The organism is Psychromonas marina, assembly GCF_030161115.1.
Lineage (GTDB): Bacteria > Pseudomonadota > Gammaproteobacteria > Enterobacterales > Psychromonadaceae > Psychromonas > Psychromonas marina.
The window spans coordinates 482,363-500,286 of record NZ_BSPQ01000013.1 but is presented as its reverse complement, the minus strand read 5'-3'; the positions used below and the strand labels follow the sequence as shown (position 1 = coordinate 500,286).

Sequence of the window (17,924 nt, the reverse complement as noted above, 5' to 3'; positions counted from 1 at the left end):
ATAACTTCAATGGTGTTGTACCAACGGTGACATACACCGTGAGCAACGGCGAATCCACCGATGACTCTACCTTATTAATTACGGTAAACCAAGTCAACGACGCGCCTATGGCCATCGATGATGGTCTTTCAACTAGTGAACCTTACACCGTAAATCTAGGCGATTTTGCTCCAGACTCTGCTAATAACAGTGGTGATACAAACTGGAAAAATATAGATAGCACCGGTTCTGCTGTATCGATATCTGCTTCAGATAAGAATGATGGAGCTGATTCGGTCACAATAGAAACCGATAATGTTTCTGATAATAAAAACGCACTCGGTGTTAATAATGGTCAGATAGATTTTGATAGCCGTGATTCTATTGATATCACTTTTAACGGAAATGTTAATACTGCAACAGTGAATATTGCTCGTATCTATTCATACGATACAGACAAAAATTCACCTGGTTATGAAAGTTATGAGCAGGGACAATGGATCGCTTATAAAAATGGTGTTGAAGTTGCTTCCGGCATTTTCACAACAACCGATAACAATAATAAGACTGCAATTGTAACGATTGATACAGGTGACATAGTATTTGATTCCATTAGTTTCGAAGCATTGGAACAAGCGGGCAGTAATGATCAAAGTGACTATTTCATCACTGGTATCACTGCTTCGGGTAGCGCCGAGCATAATAGTGTTTATGAGGTTACTGAGGATCAGTTGTTAGACAGTTCAACATTGACTGTCCCGGCCCGCAGTCTACTTAATAATGACAGTGATCCTGATGGAGATGCACTTTTTATCGTTGATACCCTTGTTACTTCGCAGAATGGTGTCGATATACAGATAAATGCTGATGGTACATTCATTTATGATCCTAGTGGATATTATGATCAGCTCGCACCAGGTCAAGTTGCTACTGATACTTTTGAATATACAATTAGCGATGGAAACGGGGGGACGGATACCGCTACAGCAACTATTACGATTATTGGCACTGCTGATAACTATTCTGGTGACTCTGGTGGCACAGGTGACAATACTATTACTGGAACAGATGGAAATGATGTCATCGTAAGTGATGTTCAATATACTCAAATAGTTAAAGGTGGAAATTTCAACATTGCCTTTATTCTTGATACATCTGGTAGTATGGGCAATGCAGCAGTTGCTACTGCTAAAGAGCAACTAACTATTGTATTTAACCAGCTAATCACTAATGCCAAATTAGATAACAGTGGCACTGTAAATGTACTTTTAGTTGATTTCGATACTAATGCACAGCAAGAAGTTTCAATTAATCTTAATACTAGTGCCGATCCATTAACGACATTAACTAATGCTTACAACAGTATTACGAATGGAGGGTGGACCAATTATGAAGCGGCATTCCAACAAACAACAGATTGGTTTACTAATGGCATCGCCGCTAGTAATGATGGAACAAATGTCACTTATTTCATTACTGATGGTGTACCTAATGCTTATCTAGATAATAATATTGTTGTTTCTGATGTATATGATATTGCTAAAACAGAAGCTTTAGCAGCATACAACGTTCTAAAAGAGTTATCTGAAGTAGAAGCAATTGGTATCAAAAACGACATATCTCTTGATGAGTTGAAACCTTACGATAGTGATAGTGATCCTAGTGCTACTGTTAATGTAAATGGCCTTTCTGCGATTATTTTAGGAAGTGAAGCTTTATTATCTCAAGGTAATGATACTGTTGATGGTGGTGCTGGTAATGACATCATATTTGGGGATCTTGCACCAAACTCTATTGATTCAACTGATGGATATTTAGCTTTACAAACTTATGTTGCTGGAAAATTAAATATTGCTGATGTTAATGACGTTACTATTGCAGACGTACATCATTACGTGAGTGAAAATACGAGTGATTTTGATACTACAGAGGCTAAGGATGGAAATGATAAGCTTAATGGAGGTGATGGTCGCGATATTATCTTTGGTCAAGGGGGCGATGATACACTTACCGGCGGGCTTGGTAATGATCTACTGATTGGTGGTGAGGGTGCTGATACTTTCGTTTGGCTAGAAGGTGATACAGGCATTGACCATATTCAAGGTTTTGATATTACTGAGGGTGACAAGCTTGATTTAAGTGATTTATTACAAATCAACAACGGCGACAACCTCAATGATTTCTTAGACTTTGATAGTAATGATGGAGATACCATTATTTCTGTTCATGCTGATGGTGGCACTGAGTTGATGCAAACGATTGTATTAGATGGTGTTGATCTTGGTAGTGATGATGTGACTATTATTAACGACTTACTAGCAGGGACAAATAATGAAAGTGCATTGTTTATTGCTGACAATGCCACAATAACGCCATCACCGATTAATGCTGATATATTAGAGGTCATCATTAATGATTAGCTAAAGCATTAATGAATTGTTTAATTGAATGCTAATTTTTATTAAAACGCTAATAAAAAGCTAATGTAAGTTAAGTTTCTGCTTACATTAGCTTTTACTTGATAAATAATTCATATAAACTCCACTTTTGGTGTTGTCACCATTTAATTCATTAACATTTCTCTAAAAAATTCTTATAAGTTATATACTTACTTAAATATTAAATGGACTCGAGTATTTAAATGTCATCTTCCCAGGAACAGTGGACGATTAACGCTTCTCAAAGTATTAGCGAAGATCCACTTTTAGACAGTTTAGTTTTATTAAGTGAACACTTTGGAAATCCTTGTTCAGCAGAAGCGCTTGCTGCAGGTCTTCCACTTAGTCGCAGTGTTTTGACGCCTGAGTTATTGCCTCAGGCTGCTTTGCGTGCGGGGTTAAGTGCAAAATTAAGCCGTAAAAGTCTCAATAATATCCCCAAAATGCTGCTCCCATGCATTCTTATGCTAAAAGACCAAAAAGCATGTGTTTTACAATCCATAGATTTTAAAAACAATCAGGCAATTTTGTCATTGCCTGAGACGGGTGGTGAAGAAAAGTTAACTATTGAAGAGTTAGAATCTGTTTACGTGGGTTATCTGTTTCTGATTAAACAGAAATATCACGGTGATCGAGATTTTGATGTTCATATTAGTGACAATAAAAAGCATTGGTTATGGGGAACTATCCGCCAATCGGCACCGATTTATCGTGATGTTATTGTCGCGTCTATTCTAGTGAATATTTTTGCATTGGTATCACCGTTACTGGTGATGAATATTTACGATAAAATTGTACCTAATTTAGCTTTTGAGAGTTTATGGGTATTGGCTGTCGGCGCAACTGTTGCTTACACCTTTGATTTTATACTTAAGCAACTTCGTGGTTACCTTATTGATGTTGCAGGTAAAAAAGTCGATATACAAACCTCCTCTAAACTATTCGCAAAAGTGATCGGTCTCTCTTTGGAAAAGCGTGCGCCAAGTGTCGGTGGTATGGCGAGACAACTCGGTGAGTTTGATAGCGTGCGTGATTTCTTATCATCAGCCACAGTGACAGCATTAGTCGACTTACCCTTTGCATTCCTGTTTGTATTTATAATTTATTTGGTGGCCGGAGACTTAGCTGTTTTCTCTGTCATTGCAGCAATACTTATTTTAGGTTATGCCTTATTAGTCCAGTCACGTCTACGTCATGCAATCGAAGAGAGTAATAAATTCTCCGGGCTTCGCCATGGCCACCTTATAGAAAGCCTATCATCGCTTGAATCTATCAAAGCAAATGGTGCAGAGGGCGTAGTGCAAAATGCGTGGCAGCAAATGCTTGGGCATACCTCAACATGGCAACTAAAAACTAAAGTCATCACTAACTCTGTTGCGAATGTTTCCAGTTTTATCGTACAGATGGTGGTAGTCGCTGTAATTGTACTTGGTGTCTATCGTGTCTCTGAAGGCCTGATATCAATGGGGGGGATCATTGCTGCCGTTATGCTATCAAGTCGTGCTGTTGGACCAATGGCAAAAATAGCTGCGTTAATGACACGCTATAACCAAACCGTCAGTTCCTTAAGACAACTCGATGGCATTATGGACCAAGAGGGAGAATTTGAAAACAAAGGCCATTTGGGTAGTCATACTAAATTGAAAGGTAACATTGTTTTTGAACATGTTAATTTTCATTATCCTGATATTGAAAAACCTGCTTTATATCCCTTATCCCTGAGAGTGAAGCCTGGAGAAAAAATAGCGATAATCGGGCGTAATGGCTCAGGAAAAACAACGCTAGCTAAATTATTGCTTGGCTTATTTCAGCCGGGGCAAGGCAGTATTCGCTATGATGGCTTACATCAAGGGCAGATTCACCCCAGTGATTTACGCCGTAATATTGGCTATTTACCACAGGATATTGTGCTCTTTCATGGTTCGATCAAAGATAATATTCTTTTTGGCACTAAACAGGTGACCGAGTATCAATTACTGCGTGCAGTGCAGATGTCCGGTGTTAGCCTGTTCACTGATATGGAATCGCAAGGTTTAGAGTTACAAGTTGGAGAAGGGGGGAAATCTCTTTCTCGTGGGCAAAGGCAGGCAGTTGCGCTTGCAAGAGCAATACTTAATGATCCGCAGATGTTATTACTTGATGAACCAACAGCAAGTTTAGATGCACGTGCTGAAAAGTTATTTATTGAATCGATGAAAGTCACCGCTCAAAATCGTACTTTGTTTTTAATTACTCATAAAATGCACCTGTTGCAATTAGTGGATCGAATTATCGTACTTGATAGTGGGCACCTAGTCGCAGATGGTTCAAAAGAACTCATATTGGAAAAACTTAAAAATGGATTGTTGAGCAGCGCTCCTAAGAAGGGGGCTAAACAATGAAAGTAAGTAAAGAAGATTTAGAGATGGCGGATGATGTTTATGGCGCTATCTTAACGCAAACACCAACGGTACATCGGTTAACAATTTGGGCACTGCTTGCACTGTTTATCTGTTTTATGGTCTGGGCATATTTCGCTGAATTAGATCGCGTCACCCGTGGTGAGGGGAAAGTAATTCCTTCGTCACAAGTGCAAATAATCCAAAGCCTTGATGGCGGTATATTACAAGAGCTATATGTTACTGAGGGAATGCAGGTTACCAAAGGGCAGTTGATTGCTCGTATTGATGATACTCGTTTTCGTTCTGATATGGCGCAGCAAACACAAGAAGTTGATGCGTTACGTGCCAATATTATTCGCCTACGTGCAGAGTTAAGTGATGTATTAGTTGCAGATGTCGCTGAGTGGCAACTGCAAGTGAAAATAAAAAAAGAGGTGCTGGTATTTCCTGATGATTTGCAAACAACTTCCCCTGAACTCGTCGCACGTAATCAAGATGAATATACAACACGTATTAATAATTTGGAAAATCAGGTTGCGATTCAAGGGCAGCAGATAAAGCAGCGAGAGCAGGAAGTAAAAGAGATTAGTTCTAAAATTAATACGCTGAGAAGTAGTTTAAATTTTGCAAATAGAGAATTAAAACTGACCATTCCTCTCGCTAAAAAACGCATTGTACCTGAAGTTGAACTGTTGAAGTTACAACGTAGTGTGAATGATATCAAAGGTGAACTTAATGCGTTGCGTTTATTAAAGCCTAAGGTGCAATCTTCCTATGAAGAAGCCATTTTAAAGCGTCGCGAAGCAGTATTAAAATATCGAACCGAAGCGCGCGCTCAACTTAACGAATTGCAATCTAAATTCTCACGACTTAGTGAGGCACAGGTCGGTGTAAAAGATAAAGTGAGCAAAGCACTGATTACATCACCTGTCGTGGGGACAGTTAAGACACTGCATATTACTACATTAGGTGGGGTGGTGAAGCCTGGTGAAGTACTGTTAGAGATAGTACCTTCGGAAGATAAATTATTGGTAGAAGCGAAAATCATCCCTAAAGATATCGCTTTTATCCACGTTGGTTTACCTGCAATGGTGAAAGTTACCGCCTACGATTTCACACGTTATGGCGGGCTTGAAGGCATTGTTGAGCATATTAGTGCTGATACAACACAAGATGAAGAGGGCAATAGCTTTTATATTATAAGAGTGAGGACCACGGAATCAAGTATGCATAGTCGTGACAAGCAAGATATGCCGATCATTCCAGGCATGATGACCACTGTTGATGTGATTATTAGCAAGCGGACTATACTTGAGTATATTTTAAATCCGATTTTAAGGGCTAAAGAGATGGCGCTTAGGGAATATTAAGATGGATAATTTAAATGGAGTTATGATGAAACAACAACGTTTCAATTTAGTAAAAAAAGGGGCGATAGGGCTGCTATGCAGTGCTATGTTCCTACCAAGCGTGGTAAATAGCCAATCACTAGAACAAGCGGTTGCTTTTACCTTTGATACACACCCTGAGTTGCGTGCCGCATATACCCGTTTTAAGGTAAACGAAAAACAGGTTGAGCAAGCAGAATCTGGTTATTGGCCAACAATCGATGCAACAGCGGGTATTGGTTATGAATATACTGATAGTCCAACTACTAGGAGATCGGGTTTAGCTGGAGGGGATGACACTGAAGACTTAACCCGACGTGAAATTGGATTAAGCCTAAAGCAAGAGTTGTTTAGCGGGTTTCATACCAGTAGTGAAGTTGATAGAACGAGTTATGCAACAAGTGCTGAACAGTGGCGCTTATATAGCATTGCTGAGGATCTTGCATTGGAAGTCAGTAAGGTTTATTTAGATCTTATTAAAGCTGAAAAACTGGTTGCGCTTTCAGAGAAAAACCTCGCTGCACATGAAGAAATCTATGATCAAATTAAACAACGTACTGACTCAGGTTTCGGAAGTTCCGCTGATCTTTCACAGATCAATGGTCGATTGGCAAAAGCACAATCAAACTTAATCGCTGCAAAAAATAATTTTTTAGACAGTAAGGTAACTTTTTACCGCGTTATTGAACAACGCCCAGATAACTTAGTTATTCCATATCCAGACTCTGCAATGTTGCCAAAAACAGAAGAAGAAGGTCTGCAAATGGCATTGGATAATCACCCGGTGATTAAAGCGGCAACCAATGATATTCAATCGGCAAATGCACAGCATGAAACGTCAAATTCTAATTATTACCCTAAAGTATGGATTGATGTTAATGCCAACTTTAATGATAACTTAGATGGTGAAAATGGCGTTAATACGTTCACTGATGTTGGTGGCGATAATAACGAAGTACTCGCTATGTTACGTGTGTCTTATAACCTTTTTTCCGGGGGGAAAGACGAAGCTTATGCTAAAGAAACGGCTTATAAAATAAGTGAAGCAAAAGAGTTAAACCGTAATGTTCATCGCCAAGTTAGTGAAGGGTTTATTCTTTCATGGAATGCATTTGAACAGCTTAATTTGCAGAAAAAGTACATAAAAATGCATGTTGTTGCTTCGAAAGATACCCAGTCAGACTATAAAGAGCAGTTTAAAATAGGACAACGTAGCTTGCTGGATCTACTAGATACAGAGAATGAGTTATATCAAGCACGTCGTGACTTTTTAGATGCTGAATTTACTGAAATATCAGCACAGTACAGAATTTTACATTCGATAGGGCTATTGGTTGAAGCACTGCGTGTTACGCGACCTAATAGCTGGTTAGGCGAAGAACAGTTTGATGGAGGAGTTCCACAGTGAAACAATTAATCTTATTATGTGTTATATTTTTATCTGCTTGTTCAACGCAAGTTATTGATATGACAGAAGAACCGACGGTTCAGAAATTCAACTTAAACGACAGTGAGGGTGATGGCATTATTCGTGCGCGGGATGAATGCCCTGATTCTTATGCGGGCTCACAAGTAAATAATGATGGTTGTGGTTCGCAAACTGTAGAGACGGTACGCCGTAAATTGCAGGTAAACTTTGCGACTAACTCCTACGTTGTGAAGCAAGAATATCTACCTGAGATAAAAAAACTAGCTGATTTTATGACAGAGTTCCCACAAACAATCGTTACCATCGAAGGCCATACTAGTATTCGTGGTAGTGCACAGCTTAATCAAAAACTATCAGAAAACCGTGCGATTGCGATTAAAAACATTTTAGCTCGTCAATTTAATATTGCACCTAAGCGTATCACTGCAATAGGTTATGGTTTTGAAAAACTATTATTAGAAGGAAATGATGAATATATTCATGCTCGTAATCGACGAATCGTTGCGGAAATTAGTAGCGATAAAAGTTTTATAGATATGAAGTGGAATATATACAGTGTTGATAATGAAGTTGAGTAATTAAGCGTTTGAAAAGCTCATCTATTTTGCTTGTTTGGCAAATGCTAATCATAACTAGTTTATTGTTAATGATGGTTTCATTTTTACACGCACAAAAGATGAGCAAACTTGATGAATCCAAAATTGTTGCAGCACTTATTGATAATTATGGTGAACGTGCAGGGAAAAGAGGTAATGCCTGGTTTCGCTTAATGGAAAATGCTAATTCACTTGATGAAGCAGAACAACTTTATCGAGTGAATAACTTTTTCAACTTATTACGTTTTACCAATGATATTAAGTTGTGGGGAGTTAATAACTATTGGGCAACACCGATCGAGTTTTTAGGGGTAAATGCGGGGGACTGTGAAGACTTCGCCATTGCCAAGTACTTTACACTATTAGAGCTTGGTATTCCGGATAATAAAATGCGTATTACCATGGTTAAAGCTGTTACTTTAAATCAGTACCACATGGTCGTTGCTTATTATGCAACACCTAGTTCGGTTCCGGTTATTCTCGATAATATCGATGGCAACATTAAGCCAGCAACGCAGCGTAAAGACCTTATCCCTGTGTATAGCTTTAATGGTAAACAACTTTGGCTTAATAAAAGTAAAGGGCAAGGTGTACTTGCCGGTAAATCAGAACGTCTTAAGCAATGGACTGACTTAAACAAACGAATGGGTATCTCAAACCTTAAACAACCAAAATTGAGAATGGAGTAAAAAATGACCCTTTATAATCAGATAAATTCATTGTTATTGGCACTGTTTTTATTAGTGATGTCTAGCTTGGTGTATTTTCAGTTTACTGAAACCAAAGCGTTTATGGTTGATCAAATGGATTCTGATCTCAACAATACGGTTACCTCTTTGAGTTTGATGTTAAAACCACATTTAGAAACAGGGGATGCGGCGACGGTTGATACTTTAGTCAATGTTATTTTTGAAGGCGGATTTTATAAACAAGTCACGTTGTCTTGGCTTGCAGATAACAAACAACAGCAATGGAAAAATGAGGTTAGCATTCAAAAGGTGCCACAATGGTTTATTGATTTAGATCTATTTAAGGCACAGAGCAAAGAGGTAACTATTACCTCAGGTTGGTTGCAGTTAGCCACGCTTAAAGTCGTTTCTAATCCTGCAATCGGATATAGAGAGTTATGGCGAATCATGAATAATACCTTAATGGTATTAGCGATTCTTTTTCTTGTTTGTATGGTACTGCTACGTTTACGTTTAAAACGAATTTTAAAACCTCTTCATGAAGTTGCTGAGCATGCACGTGATGTCTCACAGCGTAAATTTAATCCAAGTATGGCGCTCCCATCAACAACGGAATTGAAAGAGGTCGTCGGAGCAATAAACTCAATGTCAGGTCAGCTAAAACAGGTTTTTTCTGCTTTAGATGATGAAGTTGAGAGTCTTAAAGATGATACTTTACGTGATCATGTTTCACATCTCCCTAACCGTTTATATCTTACTGGTCAGTTAAATAGTTGGCTCAATGAACCTGATATAGGCGCTTTATTAATTGCTGATTTGAACTGGTTAGATCAGTTACATAGTCGTTATGGTTATCAGATGCGTGATCAAACCATTAAAGTACTTGCCAAAAAATTTACTAAAGAACTACCACATGCGGATGAAACACTGGTTGCACGTATCTCTAATACTGAGTTTGCTTTTTTAATTCGTAAAGCGGATAGAGAGCAAGTACTGGAATCATTGCAATCATTGATTCGACTCATTAACCAAGAGATGCTGAATGCAAGCTTTGAGTCTAATCAAGACTTTGCAATAGGTATAAGTGAGCGAACGAATGGTGTAACCCGTGCCGAATTATTATCACAAGCAGATAATGCACTGCAAAAAGCGCTCAATGAAAATAAAATAAGCAATTGGTTTTATGTTGAGTCAGAGCAAGATGTGAGCCGTGAAGGATGGCGTGAACAATTAGTTAAGTCGATTAATCAAAATCAGTTCTTATTTCAATGGCAACCAATCCAGCAGTGTAGTGATGGCGAGGTCATACATCGAGAAATATATTGTCGTTTAGAAGTTGATGGAAAAGTGATCAAAGCAGGGCAATTCATGCCTTATATTGAACGTTTAACACTTGGGCATCGTTTAGATAGGTGTTTACTACAGGCGATAGCAAAAGAAAAATTGCTTGATCTGAATAGTGAACCGATTGCAGTTAATTTATCCCGTGAGAGTGTCAATAACCTTGACTTTCATCGTTGGCTTAAAGGGTATTTATCGGAGGTTCGTTCTCCTGAAAAACTTCACTTCGAGATGTCTGAATCAGGTATTACGCAAAATTTGGATACCTGTTTACAGCTTTGTGAAATTATTACGATGGCAGGATCGAAGTTTGGGGTTGATAACTGTGGTAGACAGATGGGGTCATTGACCTACCTACAGCAATTAAAGCCACATTATATCAAACTAGATATGTCACTCTCTTGTTACAACAACGAGGAAAATGAAGAGAATCAACAGAACTTAGAGCTTTGTCGTGCACTGGTTAATATTGCAAGAGGGTTAAACATCACTGCAATTATTACCGGTATTGAAGATGAGAGACATCTGCAAACGATTAAACCTTTAAGAGCTGAAGGCTATCAGGGGTATATTATGCCTCCTGTAGAGATCACTACAGCTTAATCGTGGTTAGCTAATAACCACGTTAGCTAGTACCCACGTCACTCAATATTAGTAACGTGGGTAAAGGTTTTAATCAGCAAAACCATCATGTACAAAAGCGTGTTTACGTTGATAAAAGTTCTCTTGCTCAGAGTCTAAAAAGGCCAGTGCATGTTGATAGCCCTCCTCTTTAAACTTCTCAATTTTTGCCAATTCATATTCATTCATGATGATATTCATCGCCTCACTCACCCATTCTGTTTCACCGACACCAATCTCAACTTCAGGTGGATCATAATGGGTTACCATCCAGTCCTGAAGTTGTTCCGATGATATTTTTTGTGTGCCCCAAAGGTGCAGCTGTTCAATCAATTGTGCTTTAGTAATATTTGTCATGTTAGCTTTGTCTAGGTTAGGATAATTAGCGTATTATTACGATTTTTGCGTGACAGCGCTATTTTAAATCCGTTTATTTGGAAAACAATGTATAAACTTCGCCCATATCAACAAGATAGCGTTAACGCTACGCTACATTATTTTCGCAAAAGTAGTGATCCTGCGGTACTCGCTTTATCAACGGGGGCGGGTAAAAGCTTAATCATTGCTGAGTTGGCCCGTCTAGCACGAGGGCGTGTATTGATACTCGCACATGTTAAAGAACTCGTTGAGCAAAACCATAAGAAATATGAAAGTTATGACCTTAAAGCGTCGATATTTTCTGCTGGACTCGGGCGAAAAGAATCGGATCAACAGGTCGTGTTTGCGTCGGTTCAGTCCATTGTTAACAGTCTCGAACAATTTAGCGAACAATTTAGTTTATTAGTGATTGATGAGTGCCACCGTGTGCCTATTGATGAGAATAGTGCCTACCAGCGTGTTATTAAACACCTGCAAAAAAGTAACGCTAATCTGAAAATACTCGGTTTGACAGCAACACCTTATCGTTTAGGGCTTGGCTGGATCTATCAATATCACACTAGGGGTCAAGTACGTTCAACGGAACCACGATTTTTCCGTGATTGTATTTTTGACCTGCCAATTCGTTTTTTACTCGATGAAAAATTCTTAACGCAGCCTAAAGTGATGGATATGGCGGTATTAGGTTATGATTTTTCATCAATTAATGCTTCTAAAAACGGGCATTATAAAGAAGCTGATTTAGATGGTGTCATACAACAATCTAAACGTGCGACACCACTTATTATCAAACAGGTGGTTGAGCAAGCTAAGGATCGCTTAGGTGTCATGATATTTGCTTCTACGGTCAATCATGCACAGGAGATTATCGGTTATCTAAAGGATGAAAATGCGGCCCTAGTGATTGGTGATACACCCATAGAGGAGCGAGACCGCATTATTACCGCATTTAAAAACCAACAGATTAAGTATTTGGTAAATGTATCGGTATTAACCACCGGTTTTGATGCCCCCCATGTTGATCTGATTGCAATCTTACGGCCAACAGCGTCATTAAGTCTGTACCAACAAATTGTAGGGCGTGGCTTACGCCTCTTTGAGGGAAAAGAGGATTGCTTAGTGATGGAGTTTGCAGGTAACTGTTATGACCTATATCAGCCTGAATTGGGAGATCCCAAGCCAAATAGTGAAAGTGAAATGGTGACTATCCCTTGTCCTGCCTGCCTGTTTAATAACAACTTTTGGGCAAAGGTGGATCCTGCTGGATTTGTGATTGAACACTATGGGCGACAATGTCAGGGTTATAAACTACTTGAAGATGGCAGTCGTGATATCTGCGGTTACCGTTTCCGCGCTAAAATTTGTGAGTTATGCGGTGAGGCGAATGATATTGCCGCACGACGTTGTGGCGGTTGCGACCATGTTTTAGTTGATCCCGACAAAAAATTGCGCGAAGCGATGAACCTTAAGGATTCGATGATCCTTAAGTGTACAGATATGCAGTTAGAAGCGACTAAAAATCGTTTTGATAAACCTCAGTTATCAGTAACTTATATTGGCGAGAATAATGCTGAAATTAAACAGGTATGGCAACTTTCAAGTAAAGCGCAAAAGCGTGATTTTTTACAGCAATTTATTCAACCGCACTTAATAGATCGTCATCGTGAATTCAGTGAAAGTGCCCCTACAAAAGTGATTCGTAATCAACACCGTTTACGTCATCCTGACATTGTCATCGCGCATAAAGATGGGCGTTTTTGGAAAGTGCGCGATAAGCTCTTTGATCTCGATTTTTATAAAAAAGAGCAATAAAATAAGCTGTCAGGCGAGAGCAGTTAGTAATATTTCTCCTAATTGTCTATCTGAAGCAAACATAACTCCTTTCTTATTCATGTAATAACTGTCGTGTTGGTTGAGCTGCAAAGGTAAACCGTGAATATCTGATGCCCAAGCGTTCACTGCTTGGCTGATACAAGTGGTTGCACTGAAATCCCAAAGTGCACCGCCTCCTTGCTGGTGTTTTGGAATTTTTATATAACAAGCAGGGGCGTTTTCTAACACTAATAGCGCGTTTACCACGGCGCCGTTGCCGCTGATAACCTTTAATGCAGTTAACCCTATTGTGGGCAAAAGCGCGGTTAGTTGTTGAATAAGGGCAGGGTACTGCTTGCTAGTCAGAAAACTACGATCGCAATAAAAACTAAGATCTCGTGTTTGCTTCAACTTTTTATTCTCGACATTACTATTAGGGCTAAAAACAGCAGCATTTTTATAGACGTGAGGTTTGCCATGAGTATCAAATTTCATATGATATGCATCGCTCGTTGCAGGCAAGTAGATAGCAGCTAAAATCGGTGTGCCACTTTTATCAACCAAGGCGATGGATACAGCATAACCATCAGTACCTTCGATAAAAGGTAGTGTGCCATCGAGCGGATCGATACACCAAAAGTGAGACTTTCTGAGTCGAGGATGTTGGTCAATCAACACTTCAGTGCAGTTCTCTTCACTGAGTAGGGCAATGTCATAGTGTTCACAACTTACTTGCAACTGCTCGATAATGATTCCTTGGCAATGCAAGTCAACCTCGGTTACCACTTGTGAACTAAGGCTACTGCCTGATACTTTAAAGTTAGTTTTTAGTTGCGATCTGTCAAACTGTTTAATGTACTGACCTGCTAGCGTTGCCGCTTTTAACGCGATGCTACTTAATTGATTAAGTTGCGTTATTGAGAAGTGCATCAATTTCTCCTAACGCTTGTTGGGTAAGCGATTCAGTATAATCATTGATCTTCCAATGATCTGGAGACCAACCTTTCACAAAACGTTGAAAGTCTGCCCATGCAATCGCATATAAAGGGCGCCAAGCGTTTTCTAATTGTTCCGCATCAACAGCGGAATTTTCAGCTGCTTGTTTTAACGCTTTAAAATAGTGGTCCACTAATAGTGGGGCTTGTTGTTTACAGTGTTCAGGTTTTACCGCGCTACTAATAAATAAAATAAGATCTTTCATGCCGCAACCTTGTCCCACATATTGAAAGTCGACCGCTGCAACCTGTTTTCCATCTTCTGAAAAACAAAAATTAGCTAATTTGGCATCACCATGTATCAATGTTTGGTATGGGCATGCAGACAGTATTTGGTCAATGTGATTTGCTGCGGCTTTGAGTGGACTATCTTGCAAGTTTTCAAGTTCGTCAGGACGAGTCGCTAAATGCCAATAACTTCCAGTTTCCCATAAACCTAGCGGCGCTCTGTGCATGTGCAAGAGATGGAACTGTGCTAGCCAAGTAATACAGGTTTTTGCTTCTGCTAAAGAACAATGTGCTTTTACAATCGGAAATCCCTGTTCACGCAGATCTTCTAACACTAATAATTGTTGATCTTTCTTTTTATCAGAGAATAAATGTCGTGGAATATAACAACTTTTCTGTTGATGAAATTGTCCATAGTGTTGATACCAATGTGACTCAACTTGATAAGAGGTCAGTTTGCGCTGATGTGATCGATTAGTGTTCCAACCTTTTGGGTGTTGGTCAGGTTGCGGCGTGTCTATCTGCTTTATTATGAGTGAATTAATGTTCCCTCCGATAACAGAAATGCGCAATAATTGTCCATATCCTCCCCAAGCACCTTGAATCAAGTCGATCGCAGATATTTTTTTGCTATTCGATAGTGCTAGTAATAGGCTTTTTATTTGATTATCTATCATTATTTTTTGATTGCCATGTTGATTAACAACGCGATTACAAAACCGCAGAATAAACCCACACCATTAGCTAACATATCCAACAATTCACCATAGCGGTTAACATAGGGTTGAATTAGTTCAATCGCACCACTCCAAAGGAAAAAAAACACACCAATCCATATCCATCCTTTGGGTCTAGCTAATGCAATTGGAAAGAAAAGAGCCCCATAGCTTAAGAGGTGGTGTACTTTATCGCTCCCAGGTACTGCAGGAAGGTGAGGTAACGGCGTCAGTGATAAGAGAGTGATCAACAGTAATATAATCGCACTAATGATCCACCATTGTTGTTTAATAAATTGGATGATTTGAAGCATATTTACACCATGAAAATTATGTATGAGATGCGCTGTTATTGTAAAAAATCAGCGATGGATGGCAGTATATTAAAGCCATTTGGATAAGGGAACTGTTTTATATTTACTCGTAGGTTACTATTTTTACGCTCTTTATTTGATGTTTGTTATGTTTCTATCTCAAACTTGTTTTGTTAATGTCTTTTCCCGAGACATCGCTTGTCTCATAAAGTTCAACGGACTTTGTACTTTTAATCTGAATAGGCTTATACATCACATGAAAAAAACATTACTTGCCACTGCTATCCCTGCAATGATTTTCGCATCTTCTGCTTCTGCAATTGAACTATATGCAGACGAAGTAAATACTTTCTCTGTTGGCGGTCATATCTCTGCTGGCCTGATCGGTTCTGACGAAGGTTCTACAGGTGTAAACTCTGTTTCTCCACGTATTAATATCGGTGCAACTCGTGATTTAGGTAATGGTTTTGTTGCTAATACACTTGTTGAATTTGGTGTTAACATGGACGGTGGCGAGAACACGTTCTGGACTCGTCTAGGTTACGTTGGTCTAACACACGATGTATACGGTAACGTGACAGTTGGTACACAATGGGCACCAACATACGATGTAAATGGTTTAGCTGATATGCCAATCGCATTCGCAAATGAAAACTTATACAACAATGACATGAGTCAGCTGGCTACGGGTCGTGGCGACAACATGGTAAGCTACCGCAATAGCTTTGATCTAGCTGAAAACATCGCATTAAACTTTGGTTTAGGTGTACAAGGTGCTCAAACTGCTGAACTTGAGAATAATGCTAAAGATCGTTATTCAGCACGTTACCAAGCTGCATTATCATTTGACTTCTCTGACTTCACTGTTGGTGTAACACACAACTCAGGTGATGTTAATTACGCTACTGAAGCAAAAAAAGAAACTGCAACAGTAACTAAAATTGCTGCTAAATACGGTTCTTACGGCCAAGGTTTATACGTTGCAGCTGTATACGGTGAAAGTGAATTTGCTTACCGCCCTGATGGTCTAGCGCCTAAGAGTTCAGATGTTGAAGCGTTAGTGGCATACGCATTTGAAAACAGTGTAAATGTAAGCTTAAACTTCGAAGAAGTAACTAACGATACAACTAACCAAACTGAGCTAAGCCAAACAGCTGTTCAAGTTGAATACAACTTCGCACCAAGTGTTGTAGGCTACGCAGGTTACCAATTTGACCTGGGTACAGATATCTCTACTAAGAAAGACAACGTTTGGATGATCGGCGCACGTGTTTACCTATAATTCATAGGTAACACCGTAGTTGATTACCCGTTAGCATTTTTAAACGCATGCTCATGCTCTCATTAACAATGCTCATTAAAGGATCAGATTTATCTGGTCCTTTTTTTTTCCGATATTTTTTAGTCCCCGAACTTTTAGTCCCCGATATCTTAATCCCAAGAATTATTTGACGCGGTTAACTCGACCGACTTATACAGCCCGCTAGTCTCATTAAATTTACTAGCTGTTTAAAAGTGACAACTACTTTTCTTTAGTTACTTTGTGATTTGATCATAATTTGCCTTGCTGACTGCGCCGCATACGGTAACATGCACTCCTCAAAAAAATTAAACTCAAAAAGGGTAACCGATGGCTCGTCAAGTAACTTATATTTTCAAAAAACAGCGTAAAACAATGCAATTTTCTTATGGTGTTTACCATGATATCTATGAAGCAGTTGCACATGCAGAAGGTATCGATTTAACAAAATTTCTTGCGATGGAAAAACAACTTGCGATGAGCTGTCGTGGACAGGGCATTTTAAAGAACCATCGTAAAACTGAATTTGCACAAATGGGCTTTTCTGAAATTAAGTTTGTTCGTGATGAAGATGACAAAAAATGATGTAATGGTTGCCTCCCAAACTCGTGCAATTAATAGCGAGGAGGTGGCACATTTAACACATCTTTTAAAGGGGGCTATCAGTCCTCGAAAGCGTTTACTGAAAGCGATATTGAACAGCTTTGTGGTTTGGGGATGTTCACTACTTGCTCTATTGATGTTGAGTGGTTTTCTAAGTTACCTTTCCACTCATAGTTCGCTTGTTACTGTTTTACTTAACTATTCACATTTACCAACAATCGCAATCATAACGACTGGCTGCTTTGCATTATTTAGTAGTTATAAATGGCTTAAAGACTTACCTAATCCTTACCCGCTAATCTTACAAGATATCAATAGTGGCGAAGTAGTTGAAGAAACCTATAACGTACAACAGGTTTGTCGTTTTCAAGAGCCTGAACTAGGTGGGTTTATCTACTTCTTGAAGATATCAGAGCAGGATGTTTTTGTGTTGTATGATTACGCTAGCCAAGAAGCTTCTTCGCAAAGTAAAGAGCATTCCCCGAGTGATTTCCTTGTACAAACGCAGCTATTATTAATTCGAGCTCCCAACAGTGGTTATTACCTACAGCATCAATTCAGTGGTGAAACCGTTCCCGTATCTAATACATATCCACTGACACTTACGCCCGAAAAATGGCCCGCAGCAGATTCATGGTCATCACTTTCGTGGTCTCAATTACAATAGAAACTTCCCTTCCGTTACATAACGTTACATAAGTTTTATAAATTAGTTA

Annotated in this window: 15 protein-coding genes; 11 read left to right on the top strand and 4 right to left on the bottom strand. The window is 39.1% G+C overall.

Features of this window, described 5'->3' with window-relative positions; translation table 11 throughout:
* The 7 genes from QQK09_RS14195 to QQK09_RS14165 all read left to right on the top strand — a co-directional run.
* A partial coding sequence (locus tag QQK09_RS14195) for a cadherin-like domain-containing protein (RefSeq protein ID WP_284204811.1) occupies positions 1-2,399 on the top strand: 2,399 nt, incomplete at its 5' end.
* A 221-nt stretch (positions 2,400-2,620) separates the two neighbouring features.
* A complete protein-coding gene (locus QQK09_RS14190; protein ID WP_284204810.1) occupies positions 2,621-4,798 on the top strand; it encodes a type I secretion system permease/ATPase in 2,178 nt (725 codons plus the stop codon).
* Positions 4,795-6,168 (top strand): HlyD family type I secretion periplasmic adaptor subunit, encoded by a 1,374-nt coding sequence (locus tag QQK09_RS14185; RefSeq protein ID WP_284204809.1) that lies wholly within the window; start codon positions 4,795-4,797, stop codon positions 6,166-6,168. The genes QQK09_RS14190 and QQK09_RS14185 overlap by 4 nt, the downstream gene beginning before the upstream one ends.
* Before the next feature lie 25 nt (positions 6,169-6,193).
* Complete coding sequence (locus tag QQK09_RS14180; RefSeq protein ID WP_431312600.1) at positions 6,194-7,594, top strand: TolC family outer membrane protein; 1,401 nt, start codon at positions 6,194-6,196, stop codon at positions 7,592-7,594.
* Positions 7,591-8,193: an OmpA family protein gene (locus QQK09_RS14175; RefSeq protein WP_284204807.1), complete on the top strand. Its 603-nt coding sequence runs from the start codon at positions 7,591-7,593 to the stop codon at positions 8,191-8,193. The genes QQK09_RS14180 and QQK09_RS14175 overlap by 4 nt, the downstream gene beginning before the upstream one ends.
* A gap of 41 nt (positions 8,194-8,234) precedes the next feature.
* Positions 8,235-8,900: a transglutaminase-like cysteine peptidase gene (locus tag QQK09_RS14170; protein WP_284204806.1), complete on the top strand. Its 666-nt coding sequence runs from the start codon at positions 8,235-8,237 to the stop codon at positions 8,898-8,900.
* A gap of 3 nt (positions 8,901-8,903) precedes the next feature.
* Entirely contained in the window at positions 8,904-10,844 is a 1,941-nt protein-coding gene (locus QQK09_RS14165) for a bifunctional diguanylate cyclase/phosphodiesterase (protein WP_284204805.1), read from the top strand.
* Between the two features lie 69 nt (positions 10,845-10,913).
* Here the strand turns inward: QQK09_RS14165 and QQK09_RS14160 are convergent, their stop codons facing one another.
* Entirely contained in the window at positions 10,914-11,219 is a 306-nt protein-coding gene (locus tag QQK09_RS14160) for a hypothetical protein (RefSeq protein ID WP_284204804.1), read from the bottom strand.
* Positions 11,220-11,306: 87 nt separating this feature from the next.
* On the opposite strand from QQK09_RS14160, the gene radD reads away from it, so the two are divergent.
* A complete protein-coding gene (gene radD, locus QQK09_RS14155) occupies positions 11,307-13,052 on the top strand; it encodes a DNA repair helicase RadD (RefSeq protein WP_284204803.1) in 1,746 nt (581 codons plus the stop codon).
* A gap of 9 nt (positions 13,053-13,061) precedes the next feature.
* Here radD and QQK09_RS14150 read toward each other — a convergent pair whose 3' ends face one another.
* From QQK09_RS14150 to QQK09_RS14140, 3 genes are read right to left on the bottom strand one after another with little or no spacing between them, the layout of a single operon-like run.
* On the bottom strand, positions 13,062-13,982 hold the full coding sequence (locus tag QQK09_RS14150) for a 3'(2'),5'-bisphosphate nucleotidase CysQ family protein (RefSeq protein ID WP_284204802.1): 921 nt from the start codon (positions 13,980-13,982) through the stop codon (positions 13,062-13,064).
* A complete protein-coding gene (locus tag QQK09_RS14145) occupies positions 13,957-14,952 on the bottom strand; it encodes a phosphotransferase (RefSeq protein ID WP_284204801.1) in 996 nt (331 codons plus the stop codon). Before QQK09_RS14145 ends, QQK09_RS14150 begins: the two co-directional genes overlap by 26 nt.
* On the bottom strand, positions 14,952-15,305 hold the full coding sequence (locus QQK09_RS14140; RefSeq protein ID WP_284204800.1) for a VanZ family protein: 354 nt from the start codon (positions 15,303-15,305) through the stop codon (positions 14,952-14,954). Before QQK09_RS14140 ends, QQK09_RS14145 begins: the two co-directional genes overlap by 1 nt.
* Positions 15,306-15,561: 256 nt before the next feature.
* Between QQK09_RS14140 and QQK09_RS14135 the strand changes: the two genes are divergently transcribed.
* The 3 genes from QQK09_RS14135 to QQK09_RS14125 all read left to right on the top strand — a co-directional run bounded on the left by QQK09_RS14135 (position 15,562) and on the right by QQK09_RS14125 (position 17,875).
* Positions 15,562-16,587, top strand: a complete 1,026-nt coding sequence (locus QQK09_RS14135; RefSeq protein WP_284204799.1) for a porin — start codon at positions 15,562-15,564, stop codon at positions 16,585-16,587.
* 348 nt (positions 16,588-16,935) lie between these two features.
* On the top strand, positions 16,936-17,190 hold the full coding sequence (locus tag QQK09_RS14130) for a DUF2960 domain-containing protein (protein ID WP_284204798.1): 255 nt from the start codon (positions 16,936-16,938) through the stop codon (positions 17,188-17,190).
* Positions 17,177-17,875: a hypothetical protein gene (locus tag QQK09_RS14125; RefSeq protein ID WP_284204797.1), complete on the top strand. Its 699-nt coding sequence runs from the start codon at positions 17,177-17,179 to the stop codon at positions 17,873-17,875. The genes QQK09_RS14130 and QQK09_RS14125 overlap by 14 nt, the downstream gene beginning before the upstream one ends.
* Positions 17,876-17,924 lie beyond the last annotated feature (49 nt).